Below are 23,608 nucleotides of genomic sequence, written 5' to 3'. Positions count from 1 at the left end.
GGACGATCCGGGTGAGTCGGATATCGCCATTGCCCTTACGATTTCGGTAGCTTTCGAATAGCGTGTCCGTGTGCTCGATCCCGTAGCCTCGGTGGATCCGGACCCGGCTCCGATTCCACTGTTCGGCCCGCGCTTCCTGAACGATCCTCAGGGCCTGTATCGCGAGATGCGGCGCGAACACGGTGCGGTGGTACCGGTCGAACTGCCCGGCGGCGTGCCCGCCTGGCTGGTCATCGGCTACCGCGAATTGCACCAGGTCACCAACGATTCCGACCTGTATCCGCGGGATCCGACGCTGTGGAACCAGTGGCCGAACATCCCGCCGGACTGGCCGCTGCTACCCCTGCTGCCGATCTCGCCCCCGGCCCTCGCCGATTTCCCGCATCGCGCGCAGCAGGCCAATCTCGATCAGGCCCTGGAGGCCATGGATCCGTTCGTGCTGCGCCGCGATTGCGAGGAACTGGCCGACCGGCTGATCGACAACTTCTGCGGCCGCGGCACGGTGGATCTGGTCGGCGCGTTCGCGGAGCCCTTACCGGTGCTGGCCTTGGCGCGGCTGATCGGCCTGCCGGACGCCGAGGGCCTGGAACTGCTGCGCTCGATGGAGATCATCGGCGACGCCGGCGCAGATTCCCTGCAGGCATACGCCCGGCTCTCGGAGAGTATGCGGCAGTTGATCACCCGCAAGCGCGAACGGCCGGGTACCGACCTGGCGACCGCTTTGTTGCAGCAGGGCCACTACACCGAGGAGGTCTGCGGCCTGACGCTGATGTCGGTACTGTTCTCCGGGCACATCACGACCGCCGACTGGCTGGTCAACTCGCTGCGGCTGATGCTCACCGACGATCGGTTCGCCAACGCCTTCGGCGGCGGCCGACGCAGTATCGGGGAAGCGATGAACGAGGTGCTGTGGGAGGAGACGCCCACCCAGATCCTCCCGGGTCGCTGGGCGGTGCGCGACAGCCGTCTGGGCGACAAGGTGATTCGCGCCGGTGACCTGTTGCTGCTCGGTCTGGCGGCGGCCAATTCCGATCCGGACATACGGCAGTACGCCGGAGCCGAGCCGTCGAACCTCGGCAACAGCGCGCACTTCGCCTTCGGGCACGGCGAATACCGTTGCCCGTACACGGCACAACAGATGGCCGAGACGATCGCGCGCACCGGTATCGAGGTGCTGCTCGATCGGTTGCCGGATATCGATCTGGCCGTCGCGCCCGAGACCCTGGTGCGCCGCCCCTCGCCGTTCCTCAGCGGGATGACTTCGCTGCCGGTGCGGTTCACCGGGGTTCGGCCGCTGAACGACTGAATCCGGCCCACGTACCGCCGGCCCGGAATCGCGGTGCGCGGAATCATTGTGGCAAACCCGGTGTCGTCCGATAGTTCCCTGCAGGCGGAACTCGAGGAGGATGCCATGAGCGAGCAGCCGAGGTCGGGAACACAGGCGGTGGATCGGGCGATCCATGTGCTGAACTGCTTCGCGGGAACGGATCCCGAGCTGTCGGTGAGCGAGCTGGCGCACCGCGCCCGGCTACCGGTCAGTACCACCCATCGGCTGGCGCAGGCCCTGGTCCGCGGCGGCCTGCTGGAACAGGACGCCGGCACCGATCGGTACCGGGTGGGCGGCGGGCTGGCGGATCTGGCCGGACCGGCGCTGGCCCGCCTGGGTTTCGACACCGTGGCGCAGGCCGGGGTCGAGGCCGTGGCCCCGCATGTGTACGCGCTCGCCGCCGGTATCCGCATCACCGTCAATCTGAACGTCGCCGATCGGACCGAGGCGGTCTCGGTGCTCCAGGCCCGGCCGCCGGTCTGGTTCTGCGCCAACCAGGTTCAGACCGCCCGGCGGCCGCTGTACGCCAGCGCGGCCGGGCGGGCCATGCTGGCCTTCGCACCGGGGGATCGGATGCCGGCGCCGGTGCGGGAGAGCCTGCACGGCGTGCGCCGGACCGGATTCGCGGTGGAGGAGATCGACGCGGCCGAGCCGGTGCGCTCGGTGGCCGTGCCGATTCTGAGCCCCGATCGGCAGGTCTGGGGTGCGCTGAGCATCCAGGCGCGGTCGGTACGGCTCAACGACGAGCTGGTGCGGACCGTGGTGCCGGCCATGCGGCAGCTGGCGGGCCGGCTGAGTCCGTATTTTCATGCGGCGGCCGCCGCGGCGCACACGGCCGCCGAATTAAAATCACCGTGATTTCCACAGCGTGAAAAGCTCGTTGCCGGGAGACTGTGCGGTCCGCACGATTGAAACGGCGGCGAATACTTCGCCGTTGTCGTCCACATGAATTCAGGAATGGGCATGCTCGAGAATTCGAAAACTTCCACACGGAACAAACGATGGTACCGGACGCTCTACGCACTGTTGACGCTGTGCCTGATCGCGGGGACCGTCGCGGCGTGTGGCAAGGGCGACTCGGGCGCCACCGCGGACGGCCGGACGATACTCCGCTACCAGGGGTCGACCGGTCAGGTGGGCCCGTTCGAACTGGCCGCGGACCTGGGTTACTTCTCGAAGATCCAATTGCACTGGGAAGGCGACACGACCAGCGGCCCGGCCAATATCCAGGCCGCCGCCACGAAACAGATCGAATTCGGCAGCGCCTTCAACGGCGCGGTGGTGAAATTGTCCGCCGGCGGTGCGCCGATCACGTCCGTCCTGTCCTCGTACGGCGCCGACCAGGAATCCTTCACCGGTTATTACGTGCGTGACGATTCCGGCATCAAGACCGCCCGCGACCTCATCGGCAAGAAGGTCGGGGTGAACACCCTCGGTGCGCACCACGAGTTCATCACCCGGGAATGGCTGCATCAGCAGGGGCTCACCGACGCGGAGATCAAGCAGGTGCAGTTGGTCGTGCTGCCGCCGGTCAGCACCGAGGAGTCGCTGCGCAAGGGGCAGATCGACGTGGCGGCGCTGAGCAGCGTCTTCCGGGACACCGCGATCGCCCGCGGCGGTATCCATCCGCTGTACACGGACAAGGATCTGTTCGGCCAATTCGACTACGGCACCTTCGTTTTCCGCAAGGATTACCTCGCCGCGCACCAGGACGCGGTCAAGGATTTCGTCCAGGGCACCGCGCGTGCGATCCGCTGGGCGCAGATCACGCCGCGCGATCAGGTGGTCGCCCGCTTCACCGACATCATCGGCAAACGCGGCCGCAACGAGAACCTGGATCTGCTGAAGTACTACCGCAGCACGGGTATTCCGGTGCCCGGCGGCGTGATCGCCGACAAGGAGATCCAGATCTGGATCGACTGGCTGGTCCGCAACGGTGAACTGCCGCAGGGCAAATACAAGGCCGCCGATCTGTACACGAACCAGTACAACCCCTATGCCAACGGCACCTACAAACCCGACGCCGGTCCGACCGGGGAGGCAGCGAAATGACCACAGCGATACAGCCCGTGAAACTGTCGATCTCCGGGGTCGGCAAGGAATTCTCCGGCCGCGGTCGATCCGGCGCCTTCAGCGCGCTGCAGGACGTGACGCTGGAATTGCGCAACGGGGAATTCCTGGTGCTGGTCGGCCCGAGCGGCTCCGGTAAGTCGACGCTGCTGGACCTGCTCGGCGGGCTGACCGCGCCCACCACCGGGCAGATCCTGCTGGACGGCCGGCCGATCACCGGCCCGGGGCTGGATCGCGGCGTCGTCTTCCAGCAGTACGCGCTGCTGCCGTGGCGCACCGCGCGGGCCAATATCGAATTGGGCCTGGAGGCCAAGGGAATCCGGCGGCGGCAGCGCCGCGCCATCGCGGACGACTATCTGGAACTGGTGGGGCTGGGCGGTTTCGGTGACCGCTACCCGCACGAGTTGTCCGGCGGGATGAAGCAGCGGGTGGCGATCGCCCGCAGCCTGGCCTTCGATCCCGAGGTGCTGCTGATGGACGAGCCGTTCGCGGCGCTGGACGCGCAGACCCGGGAATCGTTGCAGGACGAGCTGTTGCGGATCTGGCAGACCACGGGCAAGACCATCCTGTTCATCACCCACGGCATCGACGAGGCCGTCTATCTGGGCCAGCGGGTCGCGGTGCTGACGTCGCGGCCGGGCCGGATCAAGGCCGTGGTCGACATCGACATCGACCGGGACGGTGACGATATCCGGTCCAGCGCGCAGTTCCGCCGGCTGCGGCACGAGATCTGGACGCTGTTGCAGAGCGAGGTGACCCGGGCCCAGGGCCTGGAGCGCGTGGCGGTATCGGCCCGGACCGGCGCGGCCGGACAGTGACGGAGGAATCCCATGTCTAGTGTTGTTCAGATCATTCCCGCCGCGGCCGAGGTCGCCGAGGTGGAGACCGTGCGCGCGGAGATCGCCGCGCCCGCACCGGCGGCCACCCGCACGGTGACCACCGAGCCCACCGAAACCGTTGTGCCGCGCAGTGATTCGACGCCGCCGAGCGTCGCGCCGCGGTCCGTGGCGCGCATCGCCGTCGCGTTCGCGGGCCGGCTGGTGTGGCGAATCGTCAAGCCGCTGCTGGTGATCGCGGTGTTCGCGGGGATCTGGGAGGCGGCGCCGCGACTGGGCCTCGTCGACGAGGTGTTCCTGCCGCCGCTGTCGACGGTGCTGGGCGCGTTCGTGGATCTGGTGCGCAGCGGGGAGATGGCCGAGCACGTCGAGGCCAGCCTGGCTCGTTCGGTCGTCGGGTTCGTCATCGCGGTGGTGGTGGCGGTGCCGGTCGGTGTCGCCATCGCCTGGTACAAACCGGTCGCCGAATTCCTCAATCCGCTGCTCGAATTGTTCCGCAACACCGCCGCACTGGCCCTGCTGCCGGTGTTCGTGCTGATCCTCGGCATCGGCGAGACCTCGAAGATCGCGCTGGTGGTGTACGCGGCGTTCTTCCCGATCCTGCTGAACACCATCAACGGTGTGCGCACGGTAGATCCGCTGCTGGTGAAGGCCGCTGTCTCACTGGGCTTCTCACCGCTGCGCCTGTTCGCCAAGGTGATCCTGCCCGCCTCGGTGCCGTCCATCTTCACCGGTGTGCGGATGGCCGCGGCCGCCTCGATCCTGGTGCTCATCGCGGCCGAGATGGTCGGCGCCCGAGCCGGATTGGGCTACCTGATCACCGCGGCCCAGCAGAACTTCCAGATCCCGCAGATGTACGCCGGCATCCTGGCGATCTCGTTCGTCGGCCTGCTGTTCAACGCCGTGCTGGTCGGCATCGAACGCCGACTGTCGCGCTGGCGGAACTGAATCCGCGGAATCACGAGATACGGCAACCACTCAGTAAGGAATTTCGTCCCCGATGACACACGACGGCAACACCCTGCACATCAACGCCTTTCTGATGGGCGTCGGCCACCACGAGGCGGCCTGGCGGCATCCCCGGACCGAGGCGCACCGGGTGCTCGATGTCGCGCACTATCAGGAACTCGCCCGGATCGCCGAGCGCGGCCGGCTCGACTCGATCTTCTTCGCCGACAACCTCGCCGTCGGCGCGTATCCGAAGCGCAACGTGCACACGGTCTTCGAGCCGATCACCCTGCTCTCGGCGATCGCCCCGGTCACCGAGCGGATCGGCCTCATCGCGACCGCGTCCACCTCCTATCACGAGCCGTACGCGCTGGCCCGGGCCTTCGCGTCGCTGGATCACATCAGCGGCGGACGCGCGGGCTGGAACATCGTCACCTCGGGCACCGAGGCCGAGGCGTTCAACTTCGGTTACGACGCCATCCCCGAGCACGCCCGCCGCTACGCGCGCGCCGAGGAGTTCGTCGACGTGGCCGGAAGGCTCTGGGACAGCTGGGAACCCGGCGCCCTGGTGCTGGACACGGCCGAGGGGGTGTTCGCCGATCCGGACAAGGTGCACACCCTCGACTACGCCGGGGAGCGGTTCCGGGTGCGCGGTCCGCTGAACTCGCCGCGCAGCCCGCAGGGCCGGCCGCTGCTGGTGCAGGCCGGATCGTCGGAGGACGGTAAGGAATTCGCCGCGCGGCACGCGGAGGCGGTGTTCACCGCGCAGCAGACCCTCGCCGAGGGGCAGCAGTTCTACGCGGATCTCAAGGGCCGCCTCGCGCGCTACGGCCGAGCCGAGACGGAGTTGAAGGTGCTGCCGGGCCTGGTGCCCTTCATCGCCGACACCGAAACCGAAGCCGTTGCGCTGCAACAGGAGTTCACCGGCCTCATCTCGCCGGACTACGCGCTGCGGCAACTGTCCACCATGCTCGGCACGGATCTGACCGGCTATCCGCTGGACCGGCCGCTGCCGTCGCTGCCGGACGAGAGCGCCGTCGAGGGGCAGAAGAGCCGGTTCACGCTGGTGAAGCAACTGGCCGCGGGCCGGGAGCTCACCGTCCGTCAGCTGATCGGCGAACTCGGCGGTGGCCGTGGCCATCGGACGCTCGCCGGTACGCCCGAGCAGATCGCCGACGATCTCGAGACCTGGTTCCGCGGCGGCGCCGCCGACGGTTTCAACATCATGCCGCCCTATCTGCCCGGCGGGCTCACCGACTTCGTCGAGCGGGTGGTACCGATCCTGCAGCAGCGCGGGCTGTTCCGCACCGAGTACACCGCCACCACGCTGCGCGGCCACTACGGGCTCGCGCCCGTACCCAACCGATTCGCCGACGCGGTCCCCGCGACCGTCTGAGCCGTTCCGAAAGCAGTCCGCCGGAACCCACCGAAGGAGTTATCGCCATGACCGCTGTCAACGAACCCCTCACGCGCACACTCGAATTCACGCCGGTCGCCGGCCACACCGGCGCCGACGTGTCCGGGGTGGATCTCGCCGCGGAGCTGTCCGAGGCGCAGGTGTCCGAGATCACCGCGGCCCTGCACGAATACAAGGTGCTGTTCTTCCGCGGGCAGCAGCACGTGGGCCACGCCGAGCAGGTCGCGTTCGCGCGCCGGTTCGGCAAGGTCACCCCGTCGCATCCGTACGACGACGACGCGCCCACCGAACATCCGGAGATCCTCGCGATCGACAGCCGCGTCTACGAGAAGCGGTTCGGCGTCAAGAAGTTCAGCTACACCAACTATTGGCACACCGACATCTCCTCGCTGATCAACCCGCCCGCGGCGTCGATCCTGCGGGCGCACGACGTCCCGGTCCGCGGTGGCGACACCCAGTGGACGAATCTGGCCGCCGTGTACGCGAATCTGCCGCAGTCGCTGCGGAACTTCCTCGACGGACTGCGCGCCGAACACCGCTTCGGCGGTCGCCGGCCGCAGTGGGACTCGAACAGCGACTACGCCCGGAAGGTGGCGGCGGCGCCGCTGGCCACCGAACATTCGGTGGTCCGGGTGCATCCGGTGACCGGCGAGCGAATCCTGTTCGTGAACCCGGGTTTCACCACCCGCATCCTCGGTCTGTCGCCGCGGCAGAGCGACGCGCTCCTGGAACTGCTGTTCGCCGAACTGGCCGATCCGGTCTACACCGTCCGATTCCGGTGGGAGCCGGGCCATGTGGCCTTCTGGGACAACCGGGCCACCGCCCATCTGGCCCCCGGCGATCTGGGGCATCTGGGCGCCGACGTGAACCGGGTGCTGTACCGCACCACGCTCGAGGGTGACGTCCCGGTCGGTGTGGACGGCCGGGTCTCGGAGCAGATCGTGGGCGAGAAGTTCTCGGGGAACTGACCTTCCGGCGCGCCCGTCCGCCCGTCCGCCGGGCGGGCGGGCCCGCGCCGCGGTATTCCGGTTCCGGCGTGCGGCCGGGCCCGGGTTCGGACCATCGACAGGAGCAACACCGATGCGCGAATACCTGCACGCCAGTACCGATGTCCTGGTCATCGGCGGCGGACCCGCGGCCTGCTGGGCCGCGATCCATGCCCGCGAGGCCGGGGCCGAGGTGATCCTCGTCGACAAGGGCTACTGCGGCACCAGCGGTACGACCGCCCCCGCCGGCACCGGCGTCTGGTATGTCGCGCCGGAGCCGTCCGCGCGCGCCGCCGCCAAGGCGAGCCGGGAGGCCCTCGGTGGCTATCTGGCCGACCATCATTGGATGGACCGGGTGCTGGATCAGACCTACGCCAACATGAATCGGCTCGCGACCGAGGGCCGCTACCCGTTCCCGGTGGATCCGCGGACCGGGGAGCAGATCCGCACCGGCGTGCAGGGTCCGGAGTACATGCGGCGGATGCGAGCGTGGGTGCGCCGGCTCGGCGTCGAGATCCGCGATCACGCACCGGCACTGGAACTTCTGGTCGACGCCGACGGCGTGGTCCGCGGCGCCGCCGGCTGGCAGCGCGACGGCGATCACGAGTACCGGATCACCGCGGGCGCGGTGGTCCTGGCCAGCGGCGGCTGCGCATTCCTGTCCCGCGCGCTGGGCACCAACGTCGACACCGGGGACGGCACGCTGATGGCCGCCGAAGCGGGAGCGCGCTTCTCGGGCATGGAGTTCTCCAACGCCTACGGCATCGCGCCGAAGGGTTCCACCATCACCAAGACCGCGTACTACGGCTATGCCACCTTCTTCCACGCCGACGGCCGGGTGCTGGAGGGCGCGGGCTCCCAGCAGGGCCGGTCGGTGATCGCGCGAACCCTGTTGTCGGAACCGGTTTTCGCGCAACTCGACCGCGCCGACGAGACCGTGCAGCGGCAGATGCGCGTCGGCCAGCCGAACTTCTTCCTGCAGTTCGACCGGCGCGGCATCAACCCGTTCACCGACCGCTTCGAGGTGGACCTGCTCGCGGAGGGCACCGTGCGCGGCACGGGCGGACTCGACATCGTCGCCGACGACTGCGCGACCACCGTCGCGGGCCTGTACGCCGCCGGTGACGTCGCCACCCGCGAACGCATCTGCGGCGGTTTCACCGGTGGCGGCAGCCACAATTCGGCCTGGGCGATGTCCTCGGGCACCTGGGCCGGCCGCGGCGCCGCCGCCTTCGCCCGCCGCTCCGGCCGGCCCGATCCCGCCGCGGTCCACGGCGTCGGACGGGCCGGCCTGCACCCGGCGGGTACCGGCACCCTGCGCTCGGCGGACGTATTGGCCGGCGCCCAATCGGAACTGCTGCCGCTGGACAAGAACTACCTCCGCCACGGCGACCGCCTGCTGCTGTCCCGGGACCGCCTCGACCTGCTGTGGGAACTGGTGGTGCACAACCTTTCCGGCGCCACCGGCGCCGAGCGGGTGCGCGCCCGCGAGGCCGCCGCCGTCACCGCCGTCGGCCGCCTGATGTACGAATCGGCGTTGCGCCGCACCGAATCCCGGGGCATGAGCAAGCGCGAGGACCATCCGGATCAGGACCCGGCCCAGCACCACCACATCCTGTCCGGTGGGACGGATCGGGTGTGGGCCGCCGCGGACGCGCTCGCGGCGGTGGCGTGATGATCGAGCTGGTTCGCGCGGACGACTGCATCGCCTGCGACAAGTGCGTCGACGTCTGCCCCACCTCGGTCTTCGATCGCACCGACAGCGGAATCCCCTCGATCGCACGACAATCCGACTGCCAGACCTGCTTCATGTGCGAGGCGTACTGCCCCACCGACGCCCTCTACGTCGCACCCCAGGTGACCCCGCTGACCCCGGAGCAGGCGATCCCGGAGGACCAGGTGGGCCGCTACCGCCGCGAGATCGGCTGGGGCCGTGGGCGCCGGCCCGGCAGCCTCGTCGCGATCGGGCCGGAACTGCCACGGGGTGGGCAGCCGCCGCGGCGCGAGTGAGCGGCGCCGGGCACCTGGCCACCGGTGCAGTTCGCCGGAATACCGTCGCCGCCACACTGGGCAGCATTCTCAACCGACCGACAGGGTGTGCCGGGAGATCAACCGGACGGTGGCGGCGATGGCGGTTCGCAGATCCGGGCTGCCGAGCCGGTGGTAACTGTCCGGATCGGCCGGGTCGTGGTGCGATCGCCACCACTGTCCGGCGGTCCCGTGCGTGAAACCCAGTGGAATGATGGGCTTCTCGAAGCGCTCGGCCAGCCGTGCCTCCGACTCCGTGCCGGGACCGCCGCCGAACAGCAGGACCAGGTTCGACTGGGCCAGCAGATGTACGCGGACGGATTCGCGAGTGCCGTGCAGATAGTCGCATGCACCGTAAGGCTGGCGGGCGCGGGTGTGCCGGGGCGAGTCGTATCGTCCGAACAGGCGTGCTCGAGGCGATTCGTAACGGCCACCGGCAATCCGGGCCTTCTCCATGCCGTAGCTGATGTGGATGCCGGGATCGGACATGGCGGCGATCAGCCGGACCGGCTGATCGGCCAGCGCGTGTCCGACCTCCTCCGCGATCGAGTCCCATGCCGGATCGGCGTAGCTGCCACCGATGAAGACGGTCGGCGCCGCTACATCCCAATACGCGCTCTGCAGCCCGGCCGCGAGCTGGGCGAGTACGGCGCTGCGCCGCACTCGGAACTGGTCGTCGCTGAAATCGTGATCGTTCTCCCTGACGTGATCGAGGCGTAGCGAGACCTTGAGGCGTTCGAATTCGGGCTCGGAGGCCAGAACCACCTGCGCGATGCGGCGATCGGCCTTGTCGGACAGACGTGCGATCTGATGGTGCAGCTGCGGTACCACCCAGCGCGCCAATCGCAATCGCTCGTTCGCCTCGAGTTGCCGGCCGCCGGTGAGAGCGTCGAGGACATCCGCTCGACCGGCCGCCACGGTCTCGACGGACAGGCGCCGTTCGAGGCGACCGTGTTGTTCCAGGGCCCGATGCAGCGGTGTCGCGGTGTGCGAGGTTGCCATGTCGTAGATCATGGCCCGGAGGCCGCAGAAACGCATGCAGCGGCAGAATATTCGGTTCGTGCCCCTCGAAAACTCCCACGCGTTTTCCCGGTTCGCGCGGCGTAGCGTCGTGCACGTCCGGACCGGCCTGCTCGTCGGCCGGCGATTTCGGTTCATCCACACGGGAAGACGTCGGGAGACAGCGATGGGACGACACCGTAGGCAGGGCCCGGCCTGGTGGCGCAGGGGCAGTACCACGACGCTGATCGTTGCCGTCGTGGTGAATTCGCTTCTCGTCGTGTGGTTCGTGCGGCGCCGGGCGCGAGCGCGGTGACGAGCGGGCGGTCAGTAGTCGAGTTGTCCGGCCAGCCAGGCGCGGAAGGCGGCGTAGTCGGCCCGGCTCGAGGCGCGGACGCTTCGACCGCGGGGGTCCACGCGCATCCGGGCGTCGTCGCCCAGGACGATTGCGCGCCGGGCGAAGTCGACGAACGGCAATTGCAGGGCGGCGGTGAGGGTCAGCGGATCATGTTGCCTGGTACCGGGATAGAACCGGTCGAACCAGTTGTCGAGGTGGGTGGCGAGCAGGCGTGCCCACTCCGGGGCGTCGGTGGCGGCGAGCCGCTTGTAGAGCTCGCTGTCCCGGTCGATCTCGATCTCCGGGGTGAAGGTCGTGTCGGACAACATCAGGAACAGGTGAACGGCGTGGCCGACCACGAAACTCGCGGCGGCGGGATCGAGCCGGAAGTTGTGTTCCGCCTTGGCCGGATCGCGATAGGCGATCGCGCCGCCCATCTGGGTGATCACCAGGCGTGGCGCCAATTCCGGTGCGGCGTCGAGGATTCGGGCCAGGTTGGTCAGCGGGCCCATGCCGACCCAGCGCACCGGGCCGTCGGTCGCGGCGCACACCGCGCGGACGGCGGCGATCGGATCATCGCGCTGGCCGGGTATATCCGGCGGGATCAGGTCCTCGACGCAGTAGTACCGGATGTTGCCCAGATCGGCCCCGGCGACCACCGGCACCTCGGCCCGGCCGTGGAGATCGAGCACATGGCGCGCGAAACGTGCCCGCTGACCATGGTTCTCGTCCGCGGTGAGCACCAGCGCCAATTCGGGCACACCGCGGGCCGCGCAGGTGACCGCGATCGCGTCGTCCGGGTCGCCGCCGATATCGGTGTCGATGATCACGGGGGTGCCACGCAGGGGTGGTAGCGGCGGACCCCCGCCGCGCAATTGGTCGGCGAGCGGGCCGAAGCCGAGCGTGCGGTAGCGGTCCGCGAAATCCAGCAGCGACGACCAGGCGGACCCGATCGGCTCGGGGGGCTCGTTCGCTTCGTCCTCGATATCACCCATGGTCGGTTCCTTCCGGCGGTCGGTTCGGCTCTGCATCTCTGTGACGTCTGCCCGGTCAACCGGCGGGAGGCCGATCGGAGCGTCGCACGAACGAATCCAGCACAGTTCGGAGGGTGGGATCGACGGTGTCGCGGCCCTCCCTCCATGATCGCACCTGCTCAGCGGTCCGCGCCGCAGCGGACGGCAGGCCGGGGGGCCGCGGCGGGCCGGATACCCGGTCCGCGAACCGCTCGGCGTGCTGGGCGACCGCGACCTGTGCGATGTCGAGGGCTGCCCGTCGTACCGCCTCGTCGCGGTATTCCGGGGCCAGCGCTCGGTGATCCAGTCCGGTGATCGGCGCCTCCGGACGCTGCTCCGGCAGCCCGTCGGCATCGAATCGGACGGCCTTCGACAGCGGGCCGCGCAGCATGTGCTCCACGGCGAGAACTGCGTCCTTGTGGGAGAAGGTGCTCGCGAACACGTCGGCCGGTCTCGACCCGTCGGCCGAGATGTGCAGCAGATGACCGGTTTTGGTGCCCGGATGCGGATCGTCCGGGGATTCGGCGTGGAACAGGTAGTGACCTTCGAAGTGCACGTCGGGGTACTCTGCCGACAACAGCTCCTGGACAGTGCCGTTGAAACTGGTGTCGATCAGCAGGATTCGGCTGCCGGGGTCGGCCACAGGTACGCCGCGGCCTTCGAGGTAGTTCGTCAGTTGTGCTCGGGAGCCCGGAATGTCGTCGACCTCGACCTTGTCGCGCGCGCTCCGGAACGCTTCCACCTCGGGAAACTCTCTGCCGGAATGCTGTTCGAGATCCTGCAACGAGGCGTCGGCCAGGACTCTCGACACCGTGACCTCGGTGCAGTGCCGGCGGAAGAACTCCGGGTCCAGCTCGTTGGCGGCCAAGGCGAGCGAATGCCCGTCGCGGCCGAGGAAGACCACGCGGGTGTCGGGATGCTCGGCCACCGCGGCCCGTGCGGCGTCGAGAATCTTCATCGTGCCGTAGGTGATCAGTGGCGCAAGGTGTTCCGTGATCACATCGTGGACCCGTTCCACCGCGGCCCGCCCCTCCGGCGTACGCACGCCGTACCGATCGAGCACGGTCGCCACCGCGAGTTCCCGTGGTTCCGGCGCGGTGTCGGCGGGCCGACGGGAGTGGTCCGCGAACGCGCCGGCTCGTTCGAGGGCGGCGGCGAAATCGGCCGTTCGTATGCGGCCGTCATCGCTGTCCCCGGCGCTGCGGTCGCTATCGCTGTCGCTGAACCGATTTCGCGCGTCTGCCTCGCCGGACTCGGCCGGATCCGGGCTGTGCTGCTCGACCCGATCGGGGCCGTCGGCCTCGGACCGGCTGCTCCCGTCGGTGCCGGGAGGTGCGAGGTCGTCGATCCCGACCCGGTCCTGCGGGTCGGTGTCGGCTGTGGCAGAAGTGTCGGTTCCACGCGGGTCCAGGTCGCCGGTGTCGGACTGCTGCCCGGACTGGTCGATCTCCGGTGTGGCCGGTACGCCGATCTCGGGCGATCCCGAGTAACCGGCCTTCTGCTCCGGAAGACCGCCGGTGGCCGGCCCGTCGAAACCACCTGTCTCGGTGCCTGTGTCGAATCGGGCAGCACGGCCGGTTTCGGGTGAGGCCGGTACGCCGATCTCAGGCAAGGTTGGGCCGCGGGGCCCGAATGCTGCACGGCGGCTGCCGGTTTCGGGCTCGGCGCTCCGATCCGCACCGGGGACGGCGTCGGGCGACGCGGGGCGGCTCGGGCCCGGCCCGGCGGGGCTCGGTGCCTCCTCGGCCTCGGCCGATCCGTCGAACTCGAATATCGTATTGCTGTCGTGGAGGTCGTCCGTATCCTTCGGTTCTGATTCCGGTTCCGGCGCAACACTTTCCGGTTTGTCGTGGGATTCGATGCTCATGCCGGCCTCCGGGTGGGTTCGGCGAGCAGTGCCAGCGGCCAGCGATGGGCGGGGGACAGGTGGGCGGTGGCATCGCGCAATCGCTGTTCGGGGTCGGGTGCGAGGCTCAGCCTGGTCAGGGCGAGGGTGAGGGCGGTGGGGGCCGGGCCGATCACGATCGTGGGATCGGCCCAGGTGTCCGGATGGGCGTGCAGGGCGGCCTGCTGTTCCCGGATGGTCGCGCCCGGCAGGTGCAGGCCGCGTTGCAGCCAGGTGGGGGTGTCCGGATGGGGTCCCTCGTGTGCCGAATCCGCGTCGTGCAGAGCACGGTCCACATCTCCCCAGCGGAATCGTCCTGCTTGCCAGCGGGTTTCGCCTGTGGGGCAGATGTCCGTGGCACCGTCGAGTGCGGCGGACGCGGCGGCGTGGAGGTGTTCGACGAGGTGTTCGGGCTGGTAGTACCCGCACAGGCCGGCGTAGCGGAGTTCCACGGCGGCGTGGAATCCGTGATGGACGGCGGCTGTGAGCAACCGGGGCGAGTGGCGGTGGGTGAGGTCCGTCCGCCATCGCGCGGTGGGGCGAGGCCACGGACGGCCGATCAGATGGGCCAGCAATACCAGTTCCAGCCAGAGTGCCAGGCGCGCGTCCTGGGCGATTCGGCGGGCGCGGTGCAGATCTCGCAGTAGCAGCGGCTCGGTCGCGGCGGGGCCGATGACGGCGACCGTGCGGACTGCGCGGGTCGGGTCCTCGCGATGCTGCCCCAGCGGCACCGCGATGCGGACCGGCCGGTCCATGCCGTCGGTGAACACGGCGGCGCGGCCGGGGGGTAGCGATACCACCTGGCGCGACTGGCTCTCCGTCAGATTCATGGTGGCGCCGACGATGTCGCGGTCGTCGGCGGCGGGGAGCCGATGCATGATCTTGTACGCCGTGTTCTTGACGACGTCGACGGCGATCTTCGCCGGAATCTGCTCGACGACCACGATGCCCTCGCCGTAGGCGCGGATCTCGGCCAGCAGCGCGGTGAACAGTTCCACGGCGTGCGCGGTCATCGTGCCGGGCTCGGCGCGGCGCAGCAGCCGGTGCGCCTCCTCGATCACCAATACGTGCCGTAATCCGTTGCCGTCGTGCCGATGTACGCGCAGATGCTCCGCCAGGCGGATGAGGACGACACCGATGAAGAACGCCTTGTCGGCGTCGTTGCCGATGTCCTCGAGTTCGAAAACCGTGTTGCGCCGCAGCAATTCGCCGATGTCGAGCGGGTACGCGGCCTCGAAGAACCGGCCGGGGGTGCCGAGCCGCAGGGCGCCGATCCGGACGGTGATGAATCCCCGGACGTTGTCGGCCACCTCGCGGCCGTAGCCGATTCCCTCCACCACCGACAGCGCGGTGGTCTGGAGGTCGGCGAGGGTGGGGTAGCGCGGCCGGACGTCGTCGTGCACCGGTTCGCCGAGCACGGTGTCCCAGCCGAGGTCGGTGTAGCAGCGGGTCAGTGCGTGCGCCAGCACCTGCGGGAACGGATCGACCGCGTCGAAGGCCGCCAGGAACAGGGCTCGGATGAGGTCGATGTGGGTCTGCAACGGGAAGCCGGGCTCCGGTTCCAGCGGTCCGAGTCCGACCGGCACCTCGTCGCTCGCGCCGGGCCGGATCACCGCTGTCGAGACGGTGGTGATCCGGCCGGCCATGCCCGCGTACTCGGCCTTGGCCGGTTCGATCACCAGCCACGGAATGCTTTCGGCGGCAAGACCTTCCAGCAGATGCCGGACGGTCTGCGATTTACCCGACCCGGTCGCGCCCGCGACGAAGCCGTGGCGGTTGATCGTGTCCAGGCCGATGCGGAAGGGGCCCACCCGGCGATCGGCCTCGTCGAGTATCTCGCCCAGGGGGATACCGTCGTCGCGTTCGGGGGTGACGTCGAAGCGGATCGGATCCACGGCCCGGATTCCGGGCAGTTCGCGCTGGGGCGGCCGGGCCAGAGCCGCGACCACCTCGGTGCCGGCGAGGAACGGACTGCGGAACTCCGCGGTGGAAACCGTTGCACTGTCGTGGATCTCGGTGAGCGTGCCGGTGGCTCCGGTCGGGCGCAGGACATACGGAAACCGGTCGAGATCGGCGGCGCCGCACAGCAGGGCGGCGGCGGACCGGGTCCGGTCGGGATCGTGCCCGCCGACGAGGACGTGCACCGACCACAGCCCGGCCGACTGCGCGCGTACCAGTTCGCGATAGCGGAACTCGTCGCGGTGCAGTGCCACTCGGTCGATTTCGGTGTGTTCGCGCGCACGCAGCCGGGGTAGCCGGGCGGCCAGGTCACGCAGTTCGGCCTCGACCTCGGCCGCCGGCGCCGGTTCGGCGACCACCAGCCAGACGAATTCGCCGGGCACATGAGCGATGTGGTCCTCGAAACATCCGCGTGCGGGCGGGGCGGCCCCCTCCGGTGACCACAGTGCGTCGATGCGGGCCGTGCAGCGCAACCAGTTCGGCAGGCCGGTCCAGTCCGCCAGCACCGCCGCGGTATCCACGGCGATCGCGGTACTGCCGGGTGGATAGCGGATCGGCACCGGCTCCGTGGATTCGCCTTCGGCCCAGGGGAACCAGGGACAACCGCCGACGAGCACCCGCAACCGGTGTCCGGGACCGGTGCGTTCCCAGGCCACCGCGATACCGGCGCCGGGGGTCGGCGCCATCCGGTCGTGTGCCGCCACCAGCGCGGCGAACAGGTGCCCGGAGTGGGTGGCCGGGTTCTCGTCGGGTGCCGCCGGGATGGTCAGTACCTGATGGAAGCGGTAGCGCCGCAACGGAATCATGCGCTGTCCTCAGGCCACTCGCGGGCGGATGGAGACCCGTTCCAGCAGGGTGATGCCAGGGTTGCAGTCCCCGGCGACCACCCGCCTGCCCGTGCGGCCGGTCTCGACCAGCACCAGCGCGGTGGGTGGCAGCGATTGGAAGGTGACCGGTTCGATGACGTACTCGTAGGTGCGGGCCACGGTGCGGCCGGTGGACAGCGAGATCGACTCCGACCGGTTCACGGTCGACGACCAGGTGCGTGACCAGGAGTTCGATACGCTCGCGGCACCGGTGGAATAGCCGTCGGTGTGCGAGGTGGACGTCGAATCCCCGGTGGTGTCGGAATATCCGTCGGTCAGGCCGCGGCCGTACTGATCGGTCAACTGGGACAGCACGAAACGGTGGCCGCGGCCGACGAATTCCGCCGCGACGGCGGCCTCCGCGGCATTGCCCAGCCGCATGAGGATCGCGGCGCCGTCGGCGGCGCCGAGCAGTTGGGTCAGCTCACCGCGCAGGTGCTCGACCATGGTGACCAGCCGGATGCCGATCCGCTGGGCTTGCCGCGCAAGCTGTTCCAGCTCGCCGACCCCGAATCCGTCGGCACCGGCGATGATCAGCGTGGCCCGTCCCCCGGTGCCGGTGTTGCGCAGGCTGTGCGCCGTCCGATGGAACAGCAGCCGGTCCAGCAGGGTCTTGCGCCGCGGATTGGTCGAGGTCGTGCTGTAGACGTGCAAACCCGCAGGCGGCCAGCGGAGTTCCGCACCGGCGTCGGACGGCGGTGCGGCAGCGAGCAGATCGAGTAGCCCGCCGAGCAGCCGGAGTTGCTCGCGCATCGGCTCCGACCAGTCGAGCAGGCCCAATTGTTCGACGAGGCAACGGGTTTCCGCGTCGGACAGGACCGGGCCCGGCTCCAGCCGGCGCAGGATCCGCAGGCCCGCGGCGAGCCGGGGGACGGTGATCGGCGCGGTGAGGCACCGTGCGACCAGTTCGGCGAGTTCGGCGTGCAGACCCCGGGTGGTGTCGGTGGCCGGTGCCGATTCGACCGTGGTGGCGATGAGCTCACCGATCTCGGCGGGAGTCAGTCCCGCCAGCGGATTCAGTCGCGCGGGGGTGTCACCGAATTCCACCGCCGCGGGAAATTGCCCGATCGCACGCCACATCGCGGCCAGGCCGGCGGCGATCCGGTGTTCGGTGAAATCGAGCACCATGATGCCTGTGACCTCCGCCAGCGGCCCGGTTCCGGCCGTGGCGAGCAGGCTGATCCAGCCGTCGACGGTACCGCCGAATATCTGTACGCGGCGAGATTCCGGTCGCAACATCAGCGGATACCACAATATGGTCGCGGCGGCCCGTGCCCGTTCCCGCCGCTCTTGTTCCGCGACCTGGGCGGCCCAATGTTCGTATGCGCGCCGATAGCGGACGTGGCGTTGTGATTCGGCGGTACGGAATTGCTGGCGGATCGCCCAATATCGCAGTGCGATCCAGATCGGCCATGCGGCCGCCGCGGCAATTCCACCGAGCAGCGGAACGGGCCACAGCGACGACCCCCACGCGGCGACGGCGACCGTGGCCCACACCGCGAGCATTATTCCCGCGGCGAGCGGAATCGGAGCTCGGTGCAGGCTGCGGTGCAGGTGGGTGAGGTGCGGTGGCTCCGGGGCAGCGACCCAGAACGGTTCGCGGGATCGCAGCGGATTCGGCGCAATCGGCTGTGGCGGTGTGAATTCCCAGCCCCACCGCTGTCCGGGCACGAGTAATCGCACAGCGAGATCGCTGTCGCCGATGGTGTGCAGCCGATCCATGACATCCCCCTGCAAGATGCAAAAGCGCCGCGAGACACAGGATACGGGCTGGTTCACGAAATCGCATCCGGCTGCGCGCAAAGTCCACTCGCTTCCGGAGATTCAGAAGTTCGATTTCGAGCGCAATTGTGCGGGTACCCGGATCAGGGCCCGAGACACATGCGAGTTCCGGTGCGATGCGGTGAATCATGCGTGTGCGGGTGAATCCATGGCGAACTCGAAAAGTGGAGTTCGGACGACTGCGCTCGGCTCGATTTCAGGTGGACGTGCCGACAGTTCGGTCGTTTTTCCACGGCGTGTCAGATTAGCGGTTTTTAGCCTGAATCCACTGACGGGGGTTTCGTGCTGGTCCGCGCGCCTGCGGCGCGCGGACCAGCGGGTTTCGGGCGTGGGGTAGCCGCTGGCCTGGCCAGCTTTTCCACGTGAGTCCTCGGTTCGGGCCCGTCGGGCGGGGATGGTCAGATGCTGTCGGGTTGTGGTGGTGTGTAACCGATTGTGTTGTGCCACAACGTGAGCCATGCGTCCGCCCAGGGCCAGCAGCGGGGCAGGTGCAGGATGGGACGCCGTTGAGGGCGAGCGAGCCGGGCGGGGATGGTGATGATTTTGCGGCGCAGGGTCGATCCGCGGGCCCGGCCGAGTCGGCCACCGGCCAGTATTCCGGCGGTGCGCAGCAGGTTGTGGGCGATCGCGGCGCACAGGACCCAGGCGAAGTTGGCGCCGAATTTCCCGGACGGAATGTGAGCCAGTGGCCCGTCGATCAGGTCGGCGAACACGGTTTCGATGATGGCGTGTTTGCGGTGGGTGATGTCGGCATCGGCGACGGGCTCGGTGGAGTTGGTGAAGAACGGGTGATACCGCCAGACCGGGAACAGGGCATCGGGGTATCGGGCGTCTTTCACCCGGCGCACGATCAGCCTCGCGGTGGTCCGGTCTTTCGTGGAAGCGAAAGCGGTATAAGAGATTTCGGCGACCTCGGCGTCGGAGATCCACTCACCGGTATCGGGATCACGCACGGCACCGGGATACCGCACCGGAGTCCATTGGTCTTCGCCGATCGCGGTGATCGCGGCGTTGACCGCCGAATTCTTGGTCAGTACCAGCGAGAACTGTGCCCCGGCGCGCAACGCGGCGCACACGACTTTGCGGGTGCCGTATGCGGAGTCCCCACGCACCAGCACGATGCCGGTGGCGCGGGCGGCACGAGCGGTGCCGATCGCGGCGGTAACCATCGATGCGGCACCTTTGCCCGAGCCGGTCTTACCTGCGCGTAGCCGTATCCCGGCGATCACCGGTGCCGCCAGGTCGGTGCTGATCGTGGTTGCCAGGGGTGAAAGTCCTTTGCGGAGAACCTTTTTCCCAGCAATCTTCGTGTGCCCGTACGACGCGCCCTGCTTCTGGTGGCCATAGACCGGGCGCAGCAGCGAATCGATATCGACGAAGGTCCGCACAGCCGCACCGGGCAACAGATCCGCGCGCGCGGTCAAGGCCAGCAGATGCTCGCGCATCACCGACTCCAACTGCTTGGCGTGACCGAATGTGAACTCCCGCAACAGAGTCCCGACCGTCGAGGGCGCATACACGCCACTGAACAGCGTCTTGCACCCGCCGCTGCGCAGCAGACCGATATCGTCGATGCTGTCCGCACCCGCACACATCCCGGCGATCAACGTGGCCAGTTTCGGTGCCGGGTTCACCGACCCGGACTTGACTCGTGGCGCGTCGATGGCAATTTTCTCGGTCAACAGCCTGGTCAGACCCGTCTGCTCGGCCAGGGTCATCACCGGAACCAACCCCGCCACCGACACGAGGCCATCATCATCGAACCTCGCCGAGGACTCGGCGAACCTGTGGAACAATCGCACTGAAAGTGTCTTTCGGAACTTGTCTTGGTTGTTGTGTGGTAACTCCAATCATCCCAGGTCAGAAGGCACTTTCTTCATTTCGACACACCCAAATACACCGAATTCATCGGTGGATTCAGGTTTAGCCATACGGGGGTTCCGCGCGAGTGCCGGAGTGCGGCCGCCGGCCCGGATCCGGGCAGCAAAGTGCCTTGCAGATTGTCTGTAACGAAACTATCCGCTAGTCTCGTTCTTGTTCCTCCGGAACCTGATCAGACGGGAGTGCACGATGTCGTTTCCCAAACTTGCTGCGCTGGTGGTGTTGTCGGCGTCGGCGTTGATGACGATCCTCGACGGCAGCATCGTCACCGTGGCGATGCCCGCGATCCAGCGGGACCTGGGTTTCGCTCCGGCACAGCTGAGTTGGACGGTAAATGCGTACCTGATCGCGTTCGGCGGGCTGTTGCTGCTGGCCGGGCGGGCGGGTGATCTGATCGGCCGCCGGACCGTCTTCATCGCGGGCAACGTGGTGTTCACGGGCGCGTCCGTGCTGGCCGGGCTGGCGACCGGGCCCGGCTGGCTGATCGCGGCGCGATTCCTGCAAGGGGTGGGCAGTGCGCTGGCCACGGCGGTGGTGCTGGGCATCCTGGTCACGGTGTTCCCCGAAGGCCGGGAAAGGGCAACCGCCATCGGTGTTTTCAGCTCCACCGGGGCCGCGGGGGCGTCGATCGGACAGGTGCTCGGTGGTGTGCTCACCGATATGCTGAGCTGGCACTGGATCTTCTTCATCAACGTCCCGATCGGGGTGGTCACCGTCGCCGCGGCGCTGCGGGTACTGCCGCGGGATCGGGGGATCGGGATGCGCGCGGGCGCCGATGTATTGGGTGCGGTGCTGGTCACCGGCGGTCTGATGCTGGGTATCTACACGGTCGTCGGCATCGCGGATCACGGGTGGGCGTCGGCCCGGACCCTGATCCTGGCCGCGGTGTCGGTGGCGCTGCTGGCCGGTTTCGTGTTCCGCCAGTCGCGGGCCCGGACCCCGCTGTTGCCGTTGCGAATCTTCCGCTCCCGCACCGTTGTCGGCGCGAATCTGATCCAGATGCTCGCGCTCTCGGGCATGTTCGGATTCCAGATCATGGTCGCGCTGTTCATGCAGAAGGTGCTGGGCTACGGCGCCACCGCCACCGGCCTGGCCATGTTGCCCGCCGCAGTGGCGATCGGCGGTGTGTCGCTGCTGCTTTCGGCCCGGCTGAGCACTCGGTTCGGGCCGCGCGTGGTACTCGTCACGGGGCTGGTGCTCCTGGCGGGGGCGCTGGCGCTGCTGACCCGCCTGCCCGTGCACGCCGGCTACCTCACCGATCTGCTGCCGACCATGGTGCTGATCGCCGGTGGCGGTCTGGTACTCCCGGCACTGGCCACGCTCGGGATGTCGGCCGCGGGTGCGGCGGACGCGGGCCTCGCGGGCGGGTTGTTCAACACCACCCAGCAGATCGGCATGGCGCTCGGCGTGGCGGTGCTGTCCACCGTCGCGGCGGGCCGGACCGCCGCTGCGACGGCGGCGGGTGCGACCGCTCTCGAGGCGCTCACCAGCGGCTACCGCGCGGCGTTCACAGTCGCCACGGGTCTGCTGGCCGCCGCGCTGGTGGTCACCCTCGTCCTCCTCGGCCGCCGGGGCTCAGGTTCTGCCGCGGACGCCCCGGTCGCCGCGGACGCAGGCGCGGCGGACGCCGAGCATGCCGGCGCGGCCCTCGCCACCGGTGTGGAGACGGTTGCCGGCTCGGCGACTCCGGCCGCCGACGACGGGGAGGCCGCACACGCCCGCCTCTGATCCGGACTGGACATCCGGCCGGCCGTGAACGCGGCCGGCCTCCGGCTGTAGCGCCGGGTCTCGCACATCGGGCGAGTGCCCTCCGGGCCGTGCCGATGACGCGAATGTCAGCGCGACGACTGCCGGGCCCGGCGGGCGGCGACCGGGGTCTCGGCGGGGGCGGCCAGTTCGCCCTCGGTGAGCCGGGTCAGTGCCCGCAGCATCACCGCGCGCTCGTCGGCGGGCAGCGACTCCAGTGCGGTGCGGTGCACGCCGTCGACGAGGCGCTGACTCTGCTCGGCCACCCGCCGGCCCTTCGGGGTCACCGCGACGATCCGGGCCCGCCGATCGGTGCTGGACGGCTTGCGCTCCGCCAGCCCGGCCTGTTCCAGGGCGTCGATCGTGTTGACCATCGTGGTCTTGTCCATATCGCCGAGTTCGGCGAGCTGGATCTGGGTGCGTTCCGCCTCGAGCGCGTGTACCAGCGCACAGTGCATCCGCGCGGTGAGGCCGACCTCGGCCAGCGCCGCCGCCATCCTGGTCCGCAGCACATGGCTGGTCCGGTCCAGCAGGTAGGACAGATCGGGTTCGGTGCGCGACGGTGCCATGGCGGTCATACCACCATTATATCCATTACAGATAATCCGCATGAATATCATTTTCGGATCGCCGGGATGCGCGACGGTCCGGTTACGGTCGCGTGACGCCGCGCCGATTCCGGGGCGGCGATTGTTAACCGCTGTCGGCGAATTACCAGGACGGTGATTTCCCCGTCGCCGAATCGAATTCGAGTGCACCGGTGGCGCGGCGGGTGCATATGGCACCGGATTGCTTGTGCCGCAACAGATTACGGCCCTCGCGAAGATCGTCACGGCGGTGAACTCTCCGCTATCGCCAATTATTCCGGACGTGACCATCCGGAAACACGCCGGGCGTGCACTGGATACATCGCCGGACCCGGTGGCAGCCGGGATCGAGCGCCATCCATCGGCCCCATCGCCACGTATCCAGGAGTGAGACATGTCCGCACCCGCCGAACCGACCGCCGACATCGACCGGCTGATCGAGGAGAACATCGCGAAATCCCTTGCGGAGATTCCGCATCCGGCACTGCCGAAGGGCACCAACATCTACGGCGGCACCAAGATCTTCCCGGACTACCGGGCCGAGGCCGGCGAGACCTATTTCACCCTGGTGCACGGCATCGCGCACGAATCGTCGGTGAGTTTCGTGGCGGTCCTGCAGGCGACCCGCGCGCTGCGCAAGGGTTTCGAGTCCGCCATCTACTTCTACGGGCCGGGCGCGATCAACTGCATCGCCAACCGCGGATTCCCCACCACCGGTGACGCCGGCTTCCCGGGTGAGCAGAACATCAACGACGCGTTGAGCACGTTCATCAAGGAGGGTGGCACGGTGTTCGCCTGCCGGTTCGGGCTGGCGTTGCACGGTGCGCGCGAGGAGGATCTGATCGAGGGCGTCGTCCCGGCGCATCCGCTGGACGTGCAGGACGCGCTGATCCACTACGCGCGCAAGGGCGCCATCATCAACTCCACGTATCAGGTGTAGG

At 68.7% G+C, this 23,608-nt stretch carries 18 protein-coding genes; 11 read left to right on the top strand and 7 right to left on the bottom strand.

The genetic code is table 11. From position 1 onward, the window contains the following. The first annotated feature begins 70 nt into the window (after positions 1-70). The 9 genes from G361_RS0127755 (at position 71) to G361_RS0127710 (ending at position 9,594) form a co-directional block, all read left to right on the top strand. Positions 71-1,306 (top strand): cytochrome P450, encoded by a 1,236-nt coding sequence (locus G361_RS0127755; RefSeq protein ID WP_019930394.1) that lies wholly within the window; start codon positions 71-73, stop codon positions 1,304-1,306. Positions 1,307-1,411: 105 nt separating this feature from the next. Further along, complete coding sequence (locus G361_RS0127750) at positions 1,412-2,185, top strand: IclR family transcriptional regulator (RefSeq protein WP_036495919.1); 774 nt, start codon at positions 1,412-1,414, stop codon at positions 2,183-2,185. A 99-nt stretch (positions 2,186-2,284) separates the two neighbouring features. Next, on the top strand, positions 2,285-3,379 hold the full coding sequence (locus G361_RS0127740) for an ABC transporter substrate-binding protein (protein ID WP_019930392.1): 1,095 nt from the start codon (positions 2,285-2,287) through the stop codon (positions 3,377-3,379). Further along, complete coding sequence (locus tag G361_RS0127735) at positions 3,376-4,215, top strand: ABC transporter ATP-binding protein (protein ID WP_019930391.1); 840 nt, start codon at positions 3,376-3,378, stop codon at positions 4,213-4,215. The genes G361_RS0127740 and G361_RS0127735 overlap by 4 nt, the downstream gene beginning before the upstream one ends. A 12-nt stretch (positions 4,216-4,227) precedes the next feature. Continuing rightward, entirely contained in the window at positions 4,228-5,181 is a 954-nt protein-coding gene (locus G361_RS0127730) for an ABC transporter permease (protein ID WP_081635608.1), read from the top strand. 52 nt (positions 5,182-5,233) lie between these two features. Then, positions 5,234-6,577, top strand: coding sequence for an LLM class flavin-dependent oxidoreductase (locus G361_RS0127725; RefSeq protein WP_019930388.1), 1,344 nt, complete (start codon positions 5,234-5,236; stop codon positions 6,575-6,577). A gap of 47 nt (positions 6,578-6,624) precedes the next feature. Next, positions 6,625-7,566, top strand: a complete 942-nt coding sequence (locus G361_RS0127720; protein ID WP_019930387.1) for a TauD/TfdA family dioxygenase — start codon at positions 6,625-6,627, stop codon at positions 7,564-7,566. Positions 7,567-7,678: 112 nt separating this feature from the next. Next, on the top strand, positions 7,679-9,259 hold the full coding sequence (locus G361_RS0127715; protein ID WP_019930386.1) for an FAD-dependent oxidoreductase: 1,581 nt from the start codon (positions 7,679-7,681) through the stop codon (positions 9,257-9,259). Continuing rightward, a complete protein-coding gene (locus G361_RS0127710) occupies positions 9,259-9,594 on the top strand; it encodes a ferredoxin family protein (RefSeq protein WP_026343591.1) in 336 nt (111 codons plus the stop codon). The genes G361_RS0127715 and G361_RS0127710 overlap by 1 nt, the downstream gene beginning before the upstream one ends. A 69-nt stretch (positions 9,595-9,663) precedes the next feature. On the opposite strand, the gene G361_RS0127705 is transcribed toward G361_RS0127710, so the two are convergent. The 6 genes from G361_RS0127705 to G361_RS0127680 form a co-directional block, all read right to left on the bottom strand. After that, positions 9,664-10,614 (bottom strand): hypothetical protein, encoded by a 951-nt coding sequence (locus tag G361_RS0127705; protein WP_155981801.1) that lies wholly within the window; start codon positions 10,612-10,614, stop codon positions 9,664-9,666. 324 nt (positions 10,615-10,938) lie between these two features. Next, positions 10,939-11,943 carry a nucleoside hydrolase gene (locus G361_RS0127700; protein WP_036495917.1) on the bottom strand — a complete coding sequence of 335 codons (1,005 nt, stop codon included), beginning with the start codon at positions 11,941-11,943 and terminating at the stop codon, positions 10,939-10,941. A gap of 55 nt (positions 11,944-11,998) precedes the next feature. Beyond that, positions 11,999-13,573: a hypothetical protein gene (locus tag G361_RS47305; protein WP_155981800.1), complete on the bottom strand. Its 1,575-nt coding sequence runs from the start codon at positions 13,571-13,573 to the stop codon at positions 11,999-12,001. A gap of 251 nt (positions 13,574-13,824) precedes the next feature. Then, on the bottom strand, positions 13,825-16,611 hold the full coding sequence (locus G361_RS0127690; protein ID WP_019930381.1) for an ATP-binding protein: 2,787 nt from the start codon (positions 16,609-16,611) through the stop codon (positions 13,825-13,827). Positions 16,612-16,620: 9 nt separating this feature from the next. Beyond that, the gene (locus G361_RS45100) at positions 16,621-18,393 is read right to left on the bottom strand and encodes a hypothetical protein (protein ID WP_019930380.1); all 1,773 of its coding nucleotides are present in this window, start codon (positions 18,391-18,393) and stop codon (positions 16,621-16,623) included. A gap of 458 nt (positions 18,394-18,851) precedes the next feature. Next, a complete protein-coding gene (locus G361_RS0127680; protein ID WP_019925568.1) occupies positions 18,852-20,255 on the bottom strand; it encodes an IS1380 family transposase in 1,404 nt (467 codons plus the stop codon). A 268-nt stretch (positions 20,256-20,523) separates the two neighbouring features. Here G361_RS0127680 and G361_RS0127675 point away from each other — a divergent pair, with 268 nt between their 5' ends. After that, positions 20,524-22,062, top strand: a complete 1,539-nt coding sequence (locus G361_RS0127675) for an MFS transporter (protein ID WP_019930379.1) — start codon at positions 20,524-20,526, stop codon at positions 22,060-22,062. 107 nt (positions 22,063-22,169) lie between these two features. Here the strand turns inward: G361_RS0127675 and G361_RS0127670 are convergent, their stop codons facing one another. Then, entirely contained in the window at positions 22,170-22,658 is a 489-nt protein-coding gene (locus G361_RS0127670) for a MarR family winged helix-turn-helix transcriptional regulator (protein ID WP_019930378.1), read from the bottom strand. 403 nt (positions 22,659-23,061) lie between these two features. Between G361_RS0127670 and G361_RS0127665 the strand changes: the two genes are divergently transcribed. After that, the gene (locus G361_RS0127665) at positions 23,062-23,607 is read left to right on the top strand and encodes an MSMEG_0572/Sll0783 family nitrogen starvation response protein (protein WP_019930377.1); all 546 of its coding nucleotides are present in this window, start codon (positions 23,062-23,064) and stop codon (positions 23,605-23,607) included. The last annotated feature ends 1 nt before the right edge of the window (position 23,608 follow it).

Origin of the sequence: Nocardia sp. BMG111209 (genome assembly GCF_000381925.1) — a bacterium.
Taxonomy (GTDB): domain Bacteria; phylum Actinomycetota; class Actinomycetes; order Mycobacteriales; family Mycobacteriaceae; genus Nocardia.
This window is presented reverse-complemented; position numbering and strand designations above follow the sequence as displayed.

What these genes read in the sequence shown, in the direction of transcription:
- G361_RS0127750 (WP_036495919.1), top strand. Translation starts at nt 1,412, where the DNA reads ATGAGCGAGCAGCCGAGGTCGGGAACACAGGCGGTGGATCGGGCGATC.
- G361_RS0127740 (WP_019930392.1), top strand. Translation starts at nt 2,285, where the DNA reads ATGGGCATGCTCGAGAATTCGAAAACTTCCACACGGAACAAACGATGG.
- G361_RS0127735 (WP_019930391.1), top strand. Translation starts at nt 3,376, where the DNA reads ATGACCACAGCGATACAGCCCGTGAAACTGTCGATCTCCGGGGTCGGC.
- G361_RS0127730 (WP_081635608.1), top strand. Translation starts at nt 4,228, where the DNA reads ATGTCTAGTGTTGTTCAGATCATTCCCGCCGCGGCCGAGGTCGCCGAG.
- G361_RS0127725 (WP_019930388.1), top strand. Translation starts at nt 5,234, where the DNA reads ATGACACACGACGGCAACACCCTGCACATCAACGCCTTTCTGATGGGC.
- G361_RS0127720 (WP_019930387.1), top strand. Translation starts at nt 6,625, where the DNA reads ATGACCGCTGTCAACGAACCCCTCACGCGCACACTCGAATTCACGCCG.
- G361_RS0127715 (WP_019930386.1), top strand. Translation starts at nt 7,679, where the DNA reads ATGCGCGAATACCTGCACGCCAGTACCGATGTCCTGGTCATCGGCGGC.
- G361_RS0127710 (WP_026343591.1), top strand. Translation starts at nt 9,259, where the DNA reads ATGATCGAGCTGGTTCGCGCGGACGACTGCATCGCCTGCGACAAGTGC.
- G361_RS0127705 (WP_155981801.1), bottom strand. Translation starts at nt 10,614, where the DNA reads ATGGCAACCTCGCACACCGCGACACCGCTGCATCGGGCCCTGGAACAA.
- G361_RS0127700 (WP_036495917.1), bottom strand. Translation starts at nt 11,943, where the DNA reads ATGGGTGATATCGAGGACGAAGCGAACGAGCCCCCCGAGCCGATCGGG.
- G361_RS0127690 (WP_019930381.1), bottom strand. Translation starts at nt 16,611, where the DNA reads ATGATTCCGTTGCGGCGCTACCGCTTCCATCAGGTACTGACCATCCCG.
- G361_RS45100 (WP_019930380.1), bottom strand. Translation starts at nt 18,393, where the DNA reads ATGGATCGGCTGCACACCATCGGCGACAGCGATCTCGCTGTGCGATTA.
- G361_RS0127675 (WP_019930379.1), top strand. Translation starts at nt 20,524, where the DNA reads ATGTCGTTTCCCAAACTTGCTGCGCTGGTGGTGTTGTCGGCGTCGGCG.
- G361_RS0127670 (WP_019930378.1), bottom strand. Translation starts at nt 22,658, where the DNA reads ATGACCGCCATGGCACCGTCGCGCACCGAACCCGATCTGTCCTACCTG.
- G361_RS0127665 (WP_019930377.1), top strand. Translation starts at nt 23,062, where the DNA reads ATGTCCGCACCCGCCGAACCGACCGCCGACATCGACCGGCTGATCGAG.